Raw genomic sequence first — 16589 nt, forward strand, 5'->3', positions numbered from 1 at the left:
CGCTTCCTTCCACCGAATTGCTGGGAGGGAAGCGTCTTTTCGTTTAGGGTAGAGGAATCTTAATTGATTTTTTATAAATCGGGTAGAACCATTTCACTCCACTAGGTGTAAGTGTATCTGCAACTAAATGAGAAATATAGCCCCAGATAGCCACATTCATAATACCTGCTAATTGAAGCTGCTGCTGCAGGCCCCAGCCAATAGCTCCCCAGATCACAACAGCCCATACGGTATGCGTCATCCCGCGATGCTTAAGCCAAGGTGCTACGGCAACGAATGCACCGAACCCTATGAGCCAGTTCATACCATAATTAAAGCCTCCATAGATGAAACAAGCGCCTATCAAGCTGACCAGTCCATTGCGAATATTGCCTTGTCGCGCGACTAGTCCAAGCATTACGATAGCAACGGAAGCGATAGTGAGCTTCATGTTCACATAGCCGTCTGACAGATACAGATAGATAACAGCAGCGACTAATAGCCAGCCTCCCCAGTCAAGCGTTCTGTCCAGCAGCTTGGATAGCTTGCCGAGCTTGGAGCTTAGCAGACTTGGGCCATCCAGATCCGCACTTAAGGCGGATAGTGCGGCAACCGCGACGTAGGCGGCAGCATTCGTGAACGTGAACGGGTAGTAGATAGAGGCTGCTGCACCAATGGCAACCCCGATTGTAAGATGAGTAGAGCCTTTCATAATTCCTCCTGTGACTGACTATTCAAGTGTCAAACATACGTTCGCCATCTTATTATACAGGCTTCACAGGATTCGAACAATAGTGCGTACTGACTAGCGAGCTTAACGATGGCGGGGAGGACGGCGGTTGATTACTTCGGATACGACGAAGGCAAGCTCCTCGTTGCCGAATAGAGACAATACCTGAAGCACTGTATCGTCGTCAATGTCTTGGGCTTCTTCCTTGGGTATCGTCAGATCGATAGCCTCTTGTAGTGCAGTATTCATCACTTGCCCTGGATGCGCACGCTCATAGATTTCAAAAGGGTCCAGCTCCTGATTCACACACCACTGGGCGAACAAAAGGATCATCGTCTGTTCGTCGCGTTGATATTGATCAATAATGAATTGATCCATTTCTTTGTTATTCATTGCTAATTCCCCTTTTTGGCGTTAATATGGGTTCATTATATCGAATATTCTGCTTGAGGACGAGGGGGATACGATGAGCGAAACGATTCAGTTCTTCGCAAGAGCGCAAGAGTGGCGGAAATGGCTGGACGAGTATCATACGCAGGAAGCATTCCTATGGGTAGGCTTTTATAAAAAGAATACAGGCAAGCCGTCCATCACATGGCCAGAGTCTGTTGACGAGGCGTTATGCTACGGCTGGATAGACGGAATACGCAAAGGAATAGATGAAGAGAGCTACAAGATTCGCTTCACCCCTCGCAAATCCGGAAGTATATGGAGCTCTGTGAATATCAAGCGGATCGAAGAGCTAGAGCGTCTAGGACTTGTGCAGGCTGCAGGTAAGGAAGCCTATAGCAAGCGTAAGGAAGTAAGGTCTGAGGTTTACGCATATGAGCAACTAGGAGAACTCACATTAGGAGAATTAGAGGAACAGCAATTTCGGGCGAATGAGGGAGCATGGCTGTTCTTCGGCAAGCAAGCCCCTGGCTATAAGAAGACAGCCATCTGGTGGGTCATTAGCGCGAAGCGAGAGGATACTCGATTACGCAGACTACAGACACTCATTGAAGATTCTGAGCAGGGACGTAAGCTTCGTCAAGCGACTTGGAAGTCGAAAAGTGACTAAATGGAATGGAAGAGATGAGCAGGCAAGGATAATAAGGCGGTGGATGGACTTGGATAAAATAGCAGAAGAGCAATGTGAAGATACCTGTGAAGGTACGACCGAAATAGCAATGGTCGATCTGGAATCCTTGCGAATTGATGAACAGAAAGCAGTCGATTTGGCTGAGCTGTTCAAAGCGCTCGGCGATCCAACACGAGTAAAGCTGATCTATACCCTAATCAACAATGAATTGTGTGTGCATGACTTATGCGTAGTGCTCGGAATGACACAGTCTGCCGTATCCCATCAGCTTCGATATTTGCGTAACGTACGAATGGTGAAGCGCCGCAAAGCAGGGAAAACGGTCTATTATTCTATAGATGATGACCATGTGAAGGAAGTTTTTATGCAAACCCTCAAGCATTTGGAGCATGCTTAATTAATCAGTTCACTCCTATAGATAAACATCAGAAAAGGGTAACCCCTCAGCAGTAATAACTGCTGGGAGGTTACCCTTTGTCGTATGCCTGCCTATTATTTGTTGGTCTTCAGACTACCTTCATAAGGCTCAATATGGATATGAACATGGGAGATCTGATGCTCCTCGTGCATGCGTTGTTCAATCTCCTCGGTAATATCGTGACTCTCCACCACATTCAGCTGATGGTCAACACCAATTGTAACATCAACCAGCTTATTATTGCCGTGGATCCTTGCTTTAATATCTTTGATCTTGCGAACACCTGGTATAGTGCGGATCGTTTGCTTAATCGTCTGCAGCTCCGAATCATCGAAGCCATCCGTCAGGGCATGTGTGGCATCTCGAAAAATTCCCCATGCGGTTTTGCATATAATAAAACCAACGAGCAGGGCAGTCACTGGATCAAGCCATGGAAGGCCGAATTGAGAGCCAACAATTCCGATGAAGGCGCCGATGCTTACGAACGCATCTGAGCGATTATCCTGAGCAGCTGCCATCATGGCGTGACTTTTTATTCTTCTAGCCAGACGCACATTATATACGTACACCAGATAGATCACAGCTGCGCAGAACAGCGCAGTCCATGCAGCGATCATATCGGGGGATTCAATGATTGGCGTGCGGAAGTTCTGGAACGATTGATACAACACCTGTAATCCAACTGCGAACATAATGAAGGATGCGATCAATGCAGCGACTGTCTCTGCGCGATAATGGCCATACCGATGATCCTCGTCGGGCGGTTTGCGCGATATGCGAAGTCCAACTAGAACGGCAATGGAAGCAATAATATCCGTGGAGTTATTCAGCCCATCTGCTGATAATGCCTCGGAGCCTGAGAACCAACCGACCGTAAGCTTGAGAGCGGCCAAGCTAATATAAGCCATAATACTGAGCCATGCACCTGTTTCACCTTGCTTAATATCTTTGTAGCTGTTTTCCATGATTACCCCACTCTCAACAATGTACAACTATCATAATTGACGACAGGCGTGTGGGTCTAGAGAAACAGTGTTGTTACTAACTTAGAAAATAGGGGAGAGTAAACATTGTTGCACTAGTCTAAAACCATAGTTATATGTTAATCTTTGTGTGTATGTGTTGAATAAAACAGGATGGAGAGATAAGAATGCGGTCATTATACCGTTCTATCGCAATAATCTGCATTTTATTTAGTATGTTTACTCTGTTTGCTATACCCGCTCATGCCAATGCCGAAGTGCTTCATCCTGAGACAGAAATGACGGAGACCGTTCCAGAGATAGTACCCGAAATAAGAGCAGAGGCTGCGATTCTTATCGATGCCCAGACCGGTGTTGTCTTATTTGCCCAAAATGAGAATGAACGCTTATATCCCGCAAGCATCACGAAGATCGTGACTGGGATAATTGCACTTGAACAGTCACATTCAACCGACATTGTAACCGTATCCAAAGAAGCCCGCTATGAAGATGGAACACGGGTCTATCTGGCTGAGGGTGAGCAGAAGCCCATGCAGGACTTAATTGAAGGGATGCTCATTAATTCAGGCAATGATGCGGCAACAGCGATTGCCGAATATGTAGATGGGACCAAGGACGAATTCGCTGTAAGGATGAATATGTTCGTTCAGCAGCTAGGGCTATCCAACACAAACTTTGTTAATCCGAGTGGTCTGCATGACCCTAACCAATACACCACGGCATCCGATATGGCGGTCATTGCCCGCTACGCGATGAAGAACGAAAGCTTCAGAGAAATCGTCTCCACGAAGTCCAAGCCTTGGGTTGGATTGGAATGGGATTCTGAATTATATAACCATAACAAAATGATATGGAACTATGAAGGCTCTACCGGTATCAAGAATGGTTACACGAGTGCAGCTGGCTTCACTCTCGTATCATCGGCCAAACGAGGCAATAACGAATTTATCGGTGTAATTCTCCAATCGTCACGTGATAAAGACATATATAGTGATATGAGCACACTGCTTGATTACGGCTTCGAGCATTTCGACAGCACTATGATTCTGGATGCGAATGAGCCTAGAACCTATTCTACGCTCGACAAGGGTGAGAATGTGGAATTCTATGCTGCGGAGCCGGTATGGATTACGGTTAACAAGAACGACCAGCCTGTAATTAAGGTTAACTCAACTGGGCAATTATTCGTGCAATATGCATCGACTTATAGCGCAATAGAGCCTGTTGCAGACTTATTAAGTGCTGAGCCGATTAAAGAAGTTCAAATCGCATCAGTAGCTGGTGTGGACACCATAGAAGAACCTGGATCCAAATGGCCAATCGCCATTATGGCGGTGTGGCTGCTCAAGATTATGTTCATGCTGATGTGCGCAAGACTAATCATTAGGAAAAAGCGAAGAAAAGGCAGCTTGCAATAAGTAGATATAGGAGAAGAGGCTTCGTGGATCATGAAGCAATCTTCTCTTTTTTTTAGGGAGAAACGATTATTAATGTCATAAAATAGATTAGTTTATGACATTAATAATAAACATCGTATATTTTCGACAGCATTTTCTGTGCAAACTATACAAACCTGATAACAACCTTGGCAGTGATGACTTTATTCGTTTACAATAGGGGTATAACAAGAAATTGGAGGAATACAACAATGAGCAACAAAACTCGTATGATTCTGGACGTAGATACAGGAATAGATGATGCATTAGCTATTTTATACGCGCTTCTGTCACCAGAAATTAAGATGGAGGGAATTACGACAGGCTTCGGCAATATTGAGGTTGGACAAGCTACGGAGAATACGCTTCGCATCATTAAGCTTGCGAACTGTGGTTATGAGGTACCTGTAGCTGCTGGAGCTTCGAAACCATTGGAGCGCGAGTATGGGGGAGCCGTGCATCAGGTTCATGGACATAACGGTATTGGTGATGCTGAGATTCCGTCCTCGGGGCAACAGCCGATCGATGAATCTGCAGCTGACTTCATTATAAGAAAAGCACATGAGCTTCCAGGTGAGCTTGTTATCGTTACTGTGGGAAGAATGACTAACCTAGCATTGGCCTTGAAGAAGGACCCGTCTATTGCAGGCAAAATAAAAAATACGGTCGCGATGGGTGGAACTGTATTCGCTCCAGGGAATGTGACTCCAGTAAGTGAAGCGAATCTATGGGGAGATCCAGAGGCTGCGGCAATTGTGTTCGATTCTTCTGTCCCACTCACTATCGTAGGGCTGGATGTTACGATGAAGACGCTTCTAACCAAAGATCATCTAGCTTATCTTAGTCGTCATGCTCCTGCCCACAAGCAAAAGATCGTTACCTTCCTGCATGAATCCATGGAGCATTACTTCGAATTCTACCGTCAATCGAATAATTTCTTAGGGGAATGTCCGATGCACGATCCATTAGCAGTAGTTGTTGCTGTTAATCCATCGCTGGTATCGATAACCAAGATGAACGCAGTCATTGACACAGGTACAGGGCATACAGCTGGAATGATCATGACAGATCGCAGAGTGCGTTCGTCTGTCGGACGAGAAGTGGAATTCTGCCTGGAAGTTGATGCAGACAAGGCTCTTCGCCAAATGCTGTCTGTGTTCCTTGCAGAGTAGAGTTTATCTAATATTGGTTTAGTGACAGTATGCCCTATTACATAGTGCTCGAAGGGACGATTCAATCACCATGGAACATCGTTATTCACGTGAATCAAGATGCTATAAGACATCCAGAGTTTTTCCTACTGACGTCAATAATCACAATACCTTATTCGGCGGGAAATTAATGGCTTATATCGATGATATTGCTTCCATTGCTGCAACCAAGCACTGTAGAAAATCGGTTGTTACTGCATCAACAGATTCTGTCGATTTTCTGCAGCCCATCAGACCTACTGATTCTGTAAGTCTGGAGTCATTCGTTACATGGGCTGGACGTACTTCAGTAGAAGTGTTCGTGAAGGTCGTGAAGGAGGATTTGCTTGAGGGACACCGGATAGTAGCAGCAACATCATTCCTAACCTTCGTTGCATTGGATGAGAATAATAGGCCGGTACCTGTACCGGCGATTATTCCGGAGACAGAGGAAGAGATTAAGCTGTATGAAACTGCACCTCATCGTGCCGAGATGCGCAAAATACGCAGGGACGAGAGCAAGAAATTCGCTGGATATTTGACCGTACGACAGCCCTGGGATTGAATCAAATAGATATGAAAAAACGGCGCAGAGGATTAATTCTGCGCCGTTACTACGTAGTTCAAGCATATATATACAAACAAGGCAAGAATGACACATACCCCAAGTAATGAATATACAATTTTCCGTCCGTTCATAGCTGGCACCAACTTTCTATTCCTGATTGTTATTGATTATTATAAACGAGTTAATCCATAAAGTCATGAATGTCACGTACCTGTCACTTTCCAGTCTTTTTCCTTGCTTAGCTCTCCGCCTCGTCCTATACTTTTATAATCGGGATGGGCAAGCTATATGAACTGAAATCTTGCCCTTGCTGCGAAATTTATAAAGGTATGAAATGGCAAGAGGGGAATGAATCTCAATGGAAGAAGATTTACGCTTAGAAGAGCAGGAAGAGACCTCCATTACACAGGAAGAGTTTTTGGCTGCTGCAGAGCTGTTCCGGACAGCGTTTCCAAGCTTTGTCGGCGAAATTGAACGGGTAGAGGCGGATCGAGGCAAATTAAACGATTTTCAACTGATGTTAGCTGTGACTAGAGCCAAAGAAGACCTTGTTATTCTTGGCTGGGATTGTCGTAAAACAGTTAATGCGATATTCGATAATTACGTCGAGATTTATAAATCTGAAGGCAGGGGCGCCGCCGATGAATGGGCTGAATTCACATTCGGCTGCAGCAGAATTATGGTGCAACCACCTGAATATGTTAGCTACGTTGACGATGATAATGATGTCGAAATACCCGTAACGGTCACATTAGAAGCGAGAATAACAGAGCTTACAGCTCAAATTCAACAACAGGAAGTAGAGCTGCTGCAAAATTATCGCGAGCTATATCGCCTTCGAATTACAGCGAATCGCGAAGCTGGCATCGAAGAGAAGGTCGATCAAGCTCCTGACCCTGATCCTCTTGATAACGCTGACAATGGGGAATAACATAATCTTAGAAAAGGCTGTCTCAAAAGCTACTGGCTTGTGGGGCAGCCTTTTTGACGTGGCTAATGTTTGAGAGCAATAAGTCATTGCCTAACTCGTTAGCTTACTCTATTATAATTCTATAATCTTCCAGATACCTCATCTCATTCACGAAGAACTCCTCCAAATAATAAATTGAAAAGTTTTTTTGAGACTGTGTCGATTATGTCTTCTTCGGTTCGTCGTCTATATAGAGGCTGAGATTGAGCCCATATAACAAATCAATTAGTAAGGAGAGATACGATGTTCATAGCAGTGTCAAAAGACGGCACAAAGATTGCTTATGACAAGGCTGGTCAAGGGCCTCCCTTAGTACTTGTAGCAGGAGCGTTCAGCTATCGGAATTTCCCAGGTCAAGTGCAGCTAGCGAAGCTGTTGTCAGAGCACTTCACTGTTTACAACTACGACCGTCGAGGCCGTGGCGATAGTGGGGATACGCAGCCGTATGCCATAGCTCGTGAGATAGAAGACCTTCAAGCTATCATTGATGAGGCTGGAGGCGAGGCCTATGTGTGGGGACTATCATCCGGGGCGGTTCTTGCCTTGCAAGCAGCAGCAAGTGGACTAAACATTACCAAGCTGGCGCTTCATGAGCCTCCTTTAGTGGTTGATGGAGGAGATCGTAGGCCGCCGAATAACTTCGTAGGTCATGTTACTGAGCTCATTGCTCATAATCGGCGTTCCGAGGCTATCACCTATTTTATGACTAAGGGGATGGGGGCGCCTTCCTTTATTGTCGGTCTTATGCGTATTATGCCAGGTGTATGGTCTAGGCTCATGGCAGTTGCACACACACTTCCATATGATGCTGCGTTGTTAGAGGGATATATGGAAGGGAAGCGGCTTCCTGCCGGTTCGTGGAGCACGGTGAATATGCCAAGTGTAGTGCTCGAAGGTACAGAGAGTCCGATTGCACTGCGGCATGCCGCACAGAATGTAGCAGAAGTTCTCCCTAATGCGAAGCTGCTTAGCAAAAAGGGTCTGGGTCATACGAAGCAGCTCGATGCTCGCAAAATATCTATGGAGCTTATAGGATTCTTTTTAAACCATCGCTAATAGATCGAAGAGGAGGAATATATGATGAGATTTATGATGATTGTGAAAGCTACAACAGATTCTGAGGCTGGGGTTATGCCGAGCCAGGAGCTTATTGAGGCCATGCAGAAATACAATGAAGAGCTGGTTAAGGCTGGTGTACTGCTCGCTGCTGATGGGCTTCAGCCTAGTTCAAGTGGAATTAGAATTACTTATCCAGAGCCAGGAGGGAAATCCAAGGTTATAGATGGCCCATTCACGGAGGCCAAAGAAATGATTGCCGGATATACACTTATTGAAGTGAAATCGAGAGAGGAAGCAATTGAATGGGCACTTCGGATGCCTGATCCACACGGTAATGGGCAGGGAGAGATTGAGCTTAGACAAGTATTCGAGCCTGCTGAGATCATGGACGATCCCGATTCACTAGCGAGAGAAACGGTATTACGCAAGCAGGTTGAGGAGCAGAAAAAAGCGTGACTGCAACACATCGTACAATTGATGCGATATGGCGAATAGAGTCACCAAAGGTTATTGCGGCTTTGACTCGAATAGTACGGGATATAGGAGTTGCTGAGGATTTGGCACAGGATGCACTTGTTATTGCATTGGAGCGATGGCCAGAGACAGGCATTCCAGACAGCCCAGGTGCATGGCTAATGACGACAGCGAAGAGGCGTGCTATTGACCTGATTCGAAGGACCAAGGTTCGTGACCAGAAATATGTAGAGATTGCCCACAGCATGGATCTGTACGCGGAGGAAGACTTGGATAATGTGGGCATGGAGATTGGTGACGATCTCCTTCGTCTTATCTTTATGACTTGCCATCCTGTGTTATCTCAGGAAGCTAGAGTTGCTCTCACACTGCGTCTATTATGCGGACTAACAACTGACGAGATTGCACGATCGTTCTTAGCCGCCGAATCAACGATTGCACAGCGTATAGTTAGGGCTAAGAAAACACTTAATGTGGAGAAGGTTCCTTTTGAAGTGCCTGTTGGCGAAGAGCTGAGAGTTCGTATTACGGCCGTATTAGAAGTAATCTACCTCATGTTCAATGAAGGATATTCGGCCACCTCTGGGAATGATTGGATTCGACCATTATTGTGTCAGGAGGCTCTGCGATTAGGTCGCGTATTGGCTGAGATAGCGCCGCTTGAGCCAGAGGTTCATGGTCTAGTTTCCTTAATGGAGCTGCAAGCTTCGCGGCTCAAAACTCGTATTAGCTCTACAGGTGAACCGATACTATTAATGGATCAGAATCGCGCCTTATGGGATCGATTGTTAATTCGTCGGGGATTGGCCGCATTGGAGCGCTGTCAGAAGCTTGCACAGCCATATGGTCCATATGCTCTGCAGGCTTCAATATCTGCTTGCCATGCGCAGGCGACGGCGGTAGACAAGACAGATTGGATACGAATTTCTGCCTTATACGAAGCGCTGTCAAGGATTGCGCCTTCTCCAATTGTTGAATTGAATCGGGCAGTGGCCATTGCGATGGCCTTCGGGCCAGCATTTGGACTTCAGATTGTTGATCAGCTAAGAGCGGAAGGTTATCTGAAGGATTACCATTTGCTGCCGAGCGTGAGAGGGGATCTTCTAGAAAAACTCGGTCGATTCGCTGAAGCACGTATAGAATTTGAGCATGCTGCAACTCTAACCCGTAATGCCCGCGAGAAGAAGCTGTTACTTAATCGAGCTAATGTTTGTCAAATAAACCATGAAGGGGAGTATTAAGGATGAATCAAGAGGTTATAGATTTTATTGAAGCGTTGAAAGAGCCATGGCAGGTAGAGTTGTCTACAAAACTGCGAGAGGTCGTGCGGCAAGCTATTCCTGAGATGACAGAACGGATCCAGTATAAGAAGCCTCATTTTTTGAAGAACGGAAAATATGCTGCTGTTATTTCTACATCCAAAGACGCAGTTAGCTTTACGATCTTCAATGCTGCTGGATTGGAGCTCCAGGAAGGCATGTTCGATGGTCCTCCAGAAAGAAAAACGCTTAAGCTGCGTAAAGATGATTCCGTTGATTCACAGCTTTTGGTGACATTGCTTAGACGAGCTTCAGATTCGATCTAAGAGTGTTTGGCTTGCGATAATTTGGTTATGCTGGAAGTAGCGTTGTATGTGTAGCATTGGTATGACAAATAACTTCTTTGTTGCGATTAGATTAGCTCATGCAATATACAAATACTGGTAAGTGAATTGGTGATTTGAAAAGTACTAAAATAAAACTATGTGAAATTCACAATAAATTTGATTTAAAGTCTTAACGGTTTTAAAAAACATAATTTTAAAAAACAGCAGAACAGAATTAAATTTGAAGTTGAGCTGAGCTTTAAAAGTAATTAATAATGCAGATGAGTTGTGGAAAAAGGATTGATGCACAAGAAGAGATACACACAATGATCAATAATGACGTATTTACAAAAATGGGACAAAAAGGCTGAAGTAATAGTATCAGCCTTTTTTAACGGGCACTACTTTTACAAAATAGTATCAGCCTTTTTTAACGGGCACTACTTTTACACAAAACCCGTATTTTGTACATATGTCTATAAGTCTGTATAATTATCGTTACCACTCTAATGCGCGATGATGTCTGTGCAGCTAATCAGTAGGTAATCTCGATAGTGCCGCGAATCGATGCAGAATTGTGGAGCTGGGTAATCATGCATGCCGCTAGATCTGCTCTGGAAAGCCCCCTAAGCCCTTTCGGATTTTTCATCGGTTCGTTCAGTGCCACTCGATATTTGTCTGTGCGAGGACCATCGATTAATCTCGGCGGCCGGACAATCGTCCAATCCAGTTCGGACTTACGTACCCTTTGTTCCATGCGATCCATGTCTTCGTACAGGTGCTTGAATAAACGCATCACTACGTGTCTAGTGACCAGTCGCGACAACCAAGGGGTCTCCGGCGGTATTGCCAGAGTGGATGCAGATAAACAGACAAGTCGTCGCGTCCCCGCTTGACGCATGGCGTTCATAATATTATCTGTTCCTTCCGAGTACACGGTCGTCGGATTGCGGTGATTCACCCCAAGCGCCGATAATACGACCTCCATCCCCTCCATTGATTTATTCAGGGAGGAAGGATTCAACACATCCCCTTGCAAGACACGTAATCTATCATGCGACTTCTTAAACTGATCAGGTTGCCTGACAACAACAGTCACTTCGTGGCCTGCAACCAGCAACTGCTCTACCACCTGTAACCCTGTGCCGCCCGTGGCCCCGTAAACGATAACTTTCATTTCAACAACTCCCTTTATTATTGTGATAGTTATCATTAACTAACATATTAAAAAAATTATAGTGCCCATCCCTTGCAAAATGCAGAGATTGTCTCCCGGATGAATCGTTCCCTGTCCTCATCAATAAATTGCGTTCCCCAGAGAGAGGTGGATGAAAAATAGCCATACAGCATCGTAAGAAAGATCATAGCTTGTAAATGCGAATCGGAGGGAACCATTTTCTTCTGTTCTTGCATATTCACAAAATATTGAGCAATATACGTTTTTAGTTCCTTCGTATTGTAGGAAATCAACTCGGCGAGCTCCGGCATTGTCGTTCTTTCCTGAACAGCGATGAGAAAAACAGCCTTGTTGCGATACATCGAGTCGAGGTAGCCGTGCGCAATGTTTTCAAGATCTATTGTCAATTCCCAGACGATTTCTTCATCGAAAAGGTTTTTGAAGCTGGGAATATACGAATACCTTTTTACAGCCTCTTCCAAAATCTTTTTCTTCGTTTCAAAATGGCGGAAAACGGTCATTTCGCTGATTTGGCATGCTTGGGCGATTTCTTTGATTGACACCGACTTGAATCCTTTTTCCTGCATCAACTGAAGTGTTGCCAACAAGATTCGGTCGGCGGTACCTAATTCCGTTTCATTCATCTAAAAACCTCTTTCCACTCTATGTTAGTTATTAATAACTATCATTTATTATATGGTAGCAACTTACTGAAGTCAAATTCCCGTGCAGATGTAGGAAGCCGATGCCGTCCTTTTCGATGAGCCTACTCTCGGAGCGTGAATCCGAAGTGGTGCTCTATTCCCGCAAGAACTCCTTATTCAAGCAGCAGATCCTTGAATGAATATTTGCAATATTCTATTCTAACAACAGAAACAATCACCTCTAACACTTCATAAACTGGCCCCAGCGTATGATTTGCCTACAGCTTCGGTTCCTTCCACCAAGTCCTCCAGGAACGGGTTTTTCAGCGCATCGTGTAATGCTTAGGTATTGCCCCCAGACAGATTACCGTGCGGCAGCAAGTGAAATCCCCTCTATTTCTCCTAGTAAAGGTGAAATAACGAGGAAAGAACGATGTGGCATCCCTTTATTTTAAAACCACAAAAAGCAACATCGCTAAGGATGCTGCTTTTTACATAAAAAAAAATGAATGAATTACGTATATTTTTCGAACTCTTCCTTCAGCCAAATTTGATTTTGTTCTGCAATATATTGCTCAGCATTAATCAATAATGAAATGAGTTCTCTTCTACTCAATCTGGAATATCTCTTTTTTACAGATTCAATATCTCTTCCTAGCTTGATATTTCTATACATTGAATCTTCAATGACAATTTTTCTTTTATCTCAACGTTCTAATGTGTAGTTTCAAGAGCTACAATGTTCTAAATAATAGGAATAAAGTTCTTCGTTAGACTTCACTGTATTCTCTCCTCTGAGTAACGTTCGAGAAAATGTATATCGTCATGTTTCCTGGTTCGAGTTGATATAAGTAATGCTCAGCACCTTCTCTTTGCAAATCGTATGCACTTTGGGTCTCAACCCTTTCATCATATTGAATACCAGCTTCATCGAGGACAGTCAACACGTCGTTTAATGTCTGTTCCTGAAGCATCTTTGTTTTGCTTCCACAAGCACATAAAAGAATGACAATAAAAATGAGGATAGATAAAATCTTGTCATACCCTTACCCTCCTTTAAAGGTAAGACGTAGTTAAAGTGGGAATGTTGCGTAAATCTGCCCGTTAGCTTAAGAAAGAAATGGAGCAGCCGCCATAATCGGCTGTCGTCTCTATGTGTTTATTAAGCTATAACCGTTCCTTGCTGGTCGGTGCGAAATTGCCCTCATATAATTGTTAAAAAGGGGCTCCTGCTTAACTATGGTCCTACCAGGCGGAAGACTTGCCCAGCAGTGGGTTGCCCAATTTATACATGCGAAGTGTTCTATGATAGGAGCGTTTCATCCGACTCATCTGCCCGGCGAAATAGCTCTTAGGCATTTGAAGTGCCTCATGAATCGGCAGAACCCGACAGCTTCGCTGCATGCCTTCCTTCGAGATACATACCCAAGTCGGTATGTATTCAATTCCTGCGAGCCGAACGTAGCCGTCGGATGTTTTCCGAATTCGGATTCGAACAATAATACCAGATAAAGCGTCATCCTTGCCGTGTAGCCGCGTGGAAATAAAGTTACCCAGTGAATAGATCGCGAATCGTTTTCTCGTCCGTCCGTCTATGTCTTTCACAGTTCGGTACACTGCTGGCTGAAGAACATGCGGATGCGCGCCAAGAACCACATCAGCTCCCTGACGAAAGAAGAATCGGACCAGCTCCTTTTGGTGGGCAGATGGACTTCGGTGATATTCAAATCCGTTATGCATGCAGACTATAATGAAATCCGATATTCTCCGCAACCGTTTCAAATCCTGTTTCATACTCATGCGAACAAGCTTCTTAACGCCGGCAGGCTGCCCCTTAGGAACGGTAATGCCGTTCGTGTCCCTCGTATACGAGAGTATGCCAATACGAATTCCTTCGGCAACATGAACACAGAGCTTTCGAGACTCATCCCTGTTCCTGTACGTTCCGACATGGGCAATCCCGCTCTTATCAAGTACTTCGAGCGTCCGTTTGAGCCCGAGAACGCCATAATCCATGCAATGGTTATTTGCTGTAGCGAGCACATTGAAACCAATGGTCTTCAAAGCCGAGGCGAAGTTATCCGGACAATTGAAGAGTGGATTTCTATTCCTCGGATTCCGAATCGTCTTCATGTATCTGTCTTCCGATCCACCAGCAAAGGTTGTCTCGAGATTCCCTATCGTTAGATGCGCGTCCTGCAGATAGTGGGCAACTGGTTCAAACACCTGCTCGAAAGCATAACGCCCGTTATCACCAAGTTTATCACTGGTACGCATTGATCGAATAAGCAGTGGCTTCATCAAGAGATCTCCAACAGCAGCAATGATAATATCATCAGACATGCAATCTCCCTTTCTACAGTAGTCTAATTTTTCTAGACATTATATGTGATTCCACTCGACCTCGACACCTATTAGGAGACGAGTCGCTTACTTAAGTAATCGAGCCACGTAACGCTTCCATTTATTATGAATAGTCGGATTAATTGGAGCATTTAGGTATAGCTGGCTATAACTGAATACGTTGCTTATTTAGCATTCGTGCTTCTTGAGCGAAACTTATCAATATTGTTCCAAATGGCGAGTAGTATGTCACCCATGCATTCATCATAAGCATCGGGATGGACATGCTTTCGAACAAAGCTTTTTATGAGTCCTCCATATGTGTCAACCAGTTGGTAGATTGCCTTCTCGTTACGTTTCCGCAATTCTATGACCAACTCCATTGCTTCTATCTTCATTCCCTGCCTCCCACCCAAATCAGTACTACTTTAATATTCGTTCAAAAAGATAGTTTTCTATCACTTTACAATGCAAACTACTCGATTATACAAATTTTCTTTTAAAGTAAATTTTATTTCATCCACTTCAACAAGTACATAACGAAAAGGCAGCCGGAACTGATGGCCGGCTGCCGTCATTCAAATCACCTTGGTTTGGCCCATAGATTTTATGGTTACGGAAACTACATTAACACATATTGGAACTATCCTGCCTTAATGAAAAATGGAGCAGTCGCCGAATCACAAGCTGCTCCTTGGTTTATTGAACTAAAGTTTCCCGGTAGTTCAATCACGTAATATTAGAAAAATGTGTACAGTCCGTTTTCAAAATATTTGTATGCTCGCTTATCTAATATCTTTTTTCCGTATCCTTCAAAGAAAGCATCAATCTCCGATTTAGTTTCAATGGTATTGGGCTTTGGGCGAATCGCTAAAGATAAATCATATCTTGGGTCTCCAAACGCTCCACCGCTCCAATCAATTACACTAGCTACTTTTCCCTCATGAAAAATTACATTATCAATAGTAAAATCACCATGAATTAATGTGTTCTTTACTGGCGCGGGTTTGTTCGTTATTAATTCCTCCAGTAATTCAGGCGTTCCATCGACCGAATAATGTTTAAGATTAAATCCTGCCTTTCGCAACATTTCTTCCAACCAAACAGAATCCCACATTATTTCTTTTGGGCATGAAGTTGAATGAATTTGTGCTAAGACTGCGCCAAATTCGAATATCATTTCATGCTTCTTATTCTTATTTTTCACACCAGGTAATGCTTGTCTTAAGGTTTCTCCCTCGAAATACTGCATCAATGCCCACGATTGGCTCTCGTCTGTTTGCTCTACGAATCGGTAAACGCTGGGGATTGGTAACGATGTGTTATTTAGATATTTGAGGACGTGTATTTCATTTGACAACCAAGAACAATACTGCTCGCCCCTCGTTCGTTTTAAAACAAAGCGCCCCGTTGCGCTTTCAACTATTCCAACATCTGATGTATGACCTTGCCTTTGGGAAATTGATGTCATATACTGAACCTAAGTAGTCAAATATTTCGTGGGGGATTTTATGAACTTTGATTGGAAGCATAAAATAACCACCTCTACGTTCTCCTTTATATTAACAAACACATTATTTGAACTCTACTGCCCTTTCGCTTAATGAAAAATGGGACAATTGCCGGATCGCAATCTGCTCCATGATGTATTGAACTATCGTTCTCCGTTTGTTCAAACGTATGGGAGAACCCACTCTTTTATTTGAGATGCAACTAAGGTAACATCAGTATCCGTTGTATCAAAAGTAGGCATAGGTGGGTTAAAGTTCTTATCGGCAATATCAAGCAATGCCTTAGCAAAGTTTTTGTGGTCCTGAATCATTTCCTCAGACCAATTTCTTTCAAGTAAGCGTTTCTCACGAATTTCTTCATTACATTGTAGGTTTAGGTAATATACATGCTTAAAATAAGGATAATCGACACATTTTTCAATATCCCATGTCCTCCGTGCC

At 44.0% G+C, this 16589-nt stretch carries 18 protein-coding genes; 10 read left to right on the forward strand and 8 right to left on the reverse strand.

Features of this window, described 5'->3' with window-relative positions; genetic code table 11:
* Positions 1 to 43: 43 nt before the first annotated feature.
* Both AC6ESP_RS18800 and yxiS read right to left on the reverse strand, forming a co-directional pair.
* Positions 44 to 691, reverse strand: a complete 648-nt coding sequence (locus AC6ESP_RS18800; RefSeq protein WP_497098271.1) for a metal-dependent hydrolase — start codon at positions 689 to 691, stop codon at positions 44 to 46.
* A 102-nt stretch (positions 692 to 793) separates the two neighbouring features.
* Positions 794 to 1102: a protein YxiS gene (yxiS, locus tag AC6ESP_RS18805; protein WP_497098272.1), complete on the reverse strand. Its 309-nt coding sequence runs from the start codon at positions 1100 to 1102 to the stop codon at positions 794 to 796.
* Between the two features lie 73 nt (positions 1103 to 1175).
* On the opposite strand from yxiS, the gene AC6ESP_RS18810 reads away from it, so the two are divergent.
* Both AC6ESP_RS18810 and AC6ESP_RS18815 read left to right on the forward strand, forming a co-directional pair.
* A complete protein-coding gene (locus AC6ESP_RS18810) occupies positions 1176 to 1769 on the forward strand; it encodes a YdeI/OmpD-associated family protein (RefSeq protein ID WP_497098273.1) in 594 nt (197 codons plus the stop codon).
* A 49-nt stretch (positions 1770 to 1818) separates the two neighbouring features.
* Positions 1819 to 2187 (forward strand): ArsR/SmtB family transcription factor, encoded by a 369-nt coding sequence (locus AC6ESP_RS18815; protein ID WP_497098357.1) that lies wholly within the window; start codon positions 1819 to 1821, stop codon positions 2185 to 2187.
* 95 nt (positions 2188 to 2282) lie between these two features.
* Here the strand turns inward: AC6ESP_RS18815 and AC6ESP_RS18820 are convergent, their stop codons facing one another.
* Complete coding sequence (locus tag AC6ESP_RS18820) at positions 2283 to 3173, reverse strand: cation diffusion facilitator family transporter (protein ID WP_497098274.1); 891 nt, start codon at positions 3171 to 3173, stop codon at positions 2283 to 2285.
* Between the two features lie 233 nt (positions 3174 to 3406).
* Here AC6ESP_RS18820 and AC6ESP_RS18825 point away from each other — a divergent pair, with 233 nt between their 5' ends.
* From AC6ESP_RS18825 to AC6ESP_RS18860, 8 genes are all read left to right on the forward strand, one after another.
* Complete coding sequence (locus tag AC6ESP_RS18825; RefSeq protein WP_497098275.1) at positions 3407 to 4609, forward strand: D-alanyl-D-alanine carboxypeptidase family protein; 1203 nt, start codon at positions 3407 to 3409, stop codon at positions 4607 to 4609.
* Positions 4610 to 4839: 230 nt separating this feature from the next.
* Entirely contained in the window at positions 4840 to 5799 is a 960-nt protein-coding gene (locus AC6ESP_RS18830) for a nucleoside hydrolase (RefSeq protein WP_497098276.1), read from the forward strand.
* Between the two features lie 70 nt (positions 5800 to 5869).
* On the forward strand, positions 5870 to 6382 hold the full coding sequence (locus AC6ESP_RS18835) for an acyl-CoA thioesterase (protein WP_497098277.1): 513 nt from the start codon (positions 5870 to 5872) through the stop codon (positions 6380 to 6382).
* Positions 6383 to 6743: 361 nt separating this feature from the next.
* A complete protein-coding gene (locus AC6ESP_RS18840) occupies positions 6744 to 7316 on the forward strand; it encodes a hypothetical protein (RefSeq protein ID WP_497098278.1) in 573 nt (190 codons plus the stop codon).
* Between the two features lie 282 nt (positions 7317 to 7598).
* Complete coding sequence (locus AC6ESP_RS18845) at positions 7599 to 8411, forward strand: alpha/beta fold hydrolase (protein ID WP_497098279.1); 813 nt, start codon at positions 7599 to 7601, stop codon at positions 8409 to 8411.
* Between the two features lie 24 nt (positions 8412 to 8435).
* Complete coding sequence (locus AC6ESP_RS18850) at positions 8436 to 8870, forward strand: YciI family protein (protein ID WP_497098280.1); 435 nt, start codon at positions 8436 to 8438, stop codon at positions 8868 to 8870.
* Positions 8867 to 10129, forward strand: coding sequence for an RNA polymerase sigma factor (locus AC6ESP_RS18855; protein WP_497098281.1), 1263 nt, complete (start codon positions 8867 to 8869; stop codon positions 10127 to 10129). Before AC6ESP_RS18850 ends, AC6ESP_RS18855 begins: the two co-directional genes overlap by 4 nt.
* Before the next feature lie 2 nt (positions 10130 to 10131).
* A complete protein-coding gene (locus tag AC6ESP_RS18860; protein ID WP_497098282.1) occupies positions 10132 to 10473 on the forward strand; it encodes a DUF1801 domain-containing protein in 342 nt (113 codons plus the stop codon).
* Positions 10474 to 11008: 535 nt separating this feature from the next.
* Here AC6ESP_RS18860 and AC6ESP_RS18865 read toward each other — a convergent pair.
* From AC6ESP_RS18865 to AC6ESP_RS18885, 5 genes are all read right to left on the reverse strand, one after another.
* Positions 11009 to 11686: an NAD(P)-dependent oxidoreductase gene (locus AC6ESP_RS18865; RefSeq protein WP_497098283.1), complete on the reverse strand. Its 678-nt coding sequence runs from the start codon at positions 11684 to 11686 to the stop codon at positions 11009 to 11011.
* 20 nt (positions 11687 to 11706) lie between these two features.
* Positions 11707 to 12294 carry a TetR/AcrR family transcriptional regulator gene (locus tag AC6ESP_RS18870; protein ID WP_497098284.1) on the reverse strand — a complete coding sequence of 196 codons (588 nt, stop codon included), beginning with the start codon at positions 12292 to 12294 and terminating at the stop codon, positions 11707 to 11709.
* 1245 nt (positions 12295 to 13539) lie between these two features.
* On the reverse strand, positions 13540 to 14637 hold the full coding sequence (locus AC6ESP_RS18875) for a CapA family protein (protein WP_497098285.1): 1098 nt from the start codon (positions 14635 to 14637) through the stop codon (positions 13540 to 13542).
* Positions 14638 to 14822: 185 nt separating this feature from the next.
* Positions 14823 to 15035 (reverse strand): hypothetical protein, encoded by a 213-nt coding sequence (locus AC6ESP_RS18880; protein WP_497098286.1) that lies wholly within the window; start codon positions 15033 to 15035, stop codon positions 14823 to 14825.
* Between the two features lie 341 nt (positions 15036 to 15376).
* Complete coding sequence (locus AC6ESP_RS18885) at positions 15377 to 16108, reverse strand: phosphotransferase family protein (protein WP_497098287.1); 732 nt, start codon at positions 16106 to 16108, stop codon at positions 15377 to 15379.
* Positions 16109 to 16589: the final 481 nt, after the last annotated feature.

The organism is Paenibacillus xinjiangensis (assembly GCF_059686975.1).